This window comes from Cupriavidus sp. WS (genome assembly GCF_000395345.1).
Lineage (GTDB): Bacteria > Pseudomonadota > Gammaproteobacteria > Burkholderiales > Burkholderiaceae > Cupriavidus > Cupriavidus basilensis_B.
Window position 1 is genome coordinate 1 of sequence record NZ_AQPL01000687.1, and the last position, 1,777, is coordinate 1,777.

At 63.9% G+C, this 1,777-nt stretch carries 3 protein-coding genes; all 3 read left to right on the top strand.

Annotated features, from left to right (window positions below; all coding sequences use genetic code 11):
* Nucleotides 1-505, top strand: a 505-nt coding sequence (locus K206_RS0136540; RefSeq protein ID WP_020207154.1) for a DUF3577 domain-containing protein, incomplete at its 5' end; no start/stop codon positions are given.
* A gap of 57 nt (nucleotides 506-562) precedes the next feature.
* A complete protein-coding gene (locus K206_RS0136545) occupies nucleotides 563-1,252 on the top strand; it encodes a DUF3275 family protein (RefSeq protein WP_003290199.1) in 690 nt (229 codons plus the stop codon).
* 95 nt (nucleotides 1,253-1,347) lie between these two features.
* Entirely contained in the window at nucleotides 1,348-1,680 is a 333-nt protein-coding gene (locus K206_RS0136550) for a hypothetical protein (protein WP_003460300.1), read from the top strand.
* Nucleotides 1,681-1,777: the final 97 nt, after the last annotated feature.

Below are 1,777 nucleotides of genomic sequence, written 5' to 3' on the forward strand. Positions count from 1 at the left end.
CCGCGGCATCGGCTACCTCAGCCGTCCGAAGGACGTCACCCGCAAGGATGGCGATCCGTTCCTGTCGTGCAGCGTCGCGGCGCTGGCCGGGCCTGTCGGTGAACCGGAATATCGGTACTTCGACACCATCGTCGCTACCCCTGAAGCCGAGCACCTGGTTCGCCGGTGCGTGCAGGCCATCGAAGGGGACCGCAAGGTGCTGATCGCCTTCCGTCTGAACGACATGAAGATCGATCCGTACATCCGCACCAAAGGCGAGCGCGCCGGGGAACCGGGAGCGAGCCTTGAATCGACGCTGGTCCACATCGGTCTCATCAAGATCGACGGCACCCAGGTCTATCCGACGAGCCAGGCGCAAGCCGAGGCGCCGCAGGCCGAGGACGCACCCGCGCCCGAAGCCGAGGTTGCCGCCGAAATCGCTGCCGACCAATCTGCCGAACCCGCCGAGCGCGAGCCGGAAGGTGAAGCCGAGGAGCAGGAGCCGGAACTGGCTGCTTCGTTCTGATCCGGCATGGCCCCTCACGGGGCCTTGCCTTTTTCCTATTTCCCAAGGAGAACCATCATGGCAGCCACATCGGCACCTACGAGATCAGTCCTGCCCATCGTCGTCCCGGGCCAGCTCACGTTGCGGACCATCCGCGGCAAGAACGGCCCGTTCACGGTCGGTCGTCTGACCACCCCCATCGGCGAGTTCGCCGTCAAGGACGCGGAGCTGGAGCAGTACCCCGAAGGCAAGTACGACGGGGAATTCGTCATTCGCTATATCTTCGCCAAGTCCTATCCGGTCGCGGGCGGCGCGCGGTTTGAAGTTCGCGCCAACCTCGACGGTATGACGCTCAACGGCATCGACAAACTGAGCCGTGACGAGGCCCGGAGCTTCGCCACCCAGGAGGTCGATCCCCTTGACGAAGAGCAAGGGACGCAGCCTGCGGCAACGCCGGCCAAACCTGCCAAAACATCCAGGCCCGCCAAGCCCGCACCCGTGCTGGCGTCTGCGGACCCGCTGGTCGATACCACGCCCTTCGGTGTGGATGCGCCGACACCCGCTGCGGCTGCTGCCCCCGGCAGCACCGAAGATGGCGACGCTGCACTGTTCGGCCTGCTGTGGCCGCTGGGAGAATCCGTAAAGCTGGATTCGACCATCGACCGCCGCACCCTGCGCGCGCAGATCGTTCGCCTGGGCGAACTTGGCTACGCGCTGGACTTCAAGACCCAGGAGTGGAGCCGCCAGGCCGAACTGCAACCTGCGTGATCGCAGACGCCGCATCCGCGGTGTTCTTCATCCACCCGCCGGGGTTCTTTCCCCATGCGGGGGAGACCCTGGCCTTTTCTTTGGAGGTCTCCATCATGTCCAACATCGCTTCAGATACCCACCGTTCCGCACTGGATGAAACCGCGTGGCGGGCTGTCTGCGAGACGGCTGCCAAGCAAGCCATCCATGGCTGCGGACAGTCTCACGACTGGTACGTGGAACGGTTCAGTTCAGAAGTTGACGCGCAAGTACATCGGTTACCCGAGCATCAGCAGGCATATGCCCTGCAGATAGCAGAGGAATACGGGGACTACGCAACACCCGCCGAAAGGCAGGAGACTCAGGACTGGAATGCCGAAAACGGCATTTGCATGCACGGCATCGATCGGGATTGCTGCCCGGCCGGTTGCGGTGATCTTGAGTACTGACACGCGACTTCATCGCTGCTAACGCGGCATTCCATCACCCGCTGGGGGTTCTCCCCCGCGGGGAGGCCTCCGGCTCCACTTTTCAGGAGGCCTTTCA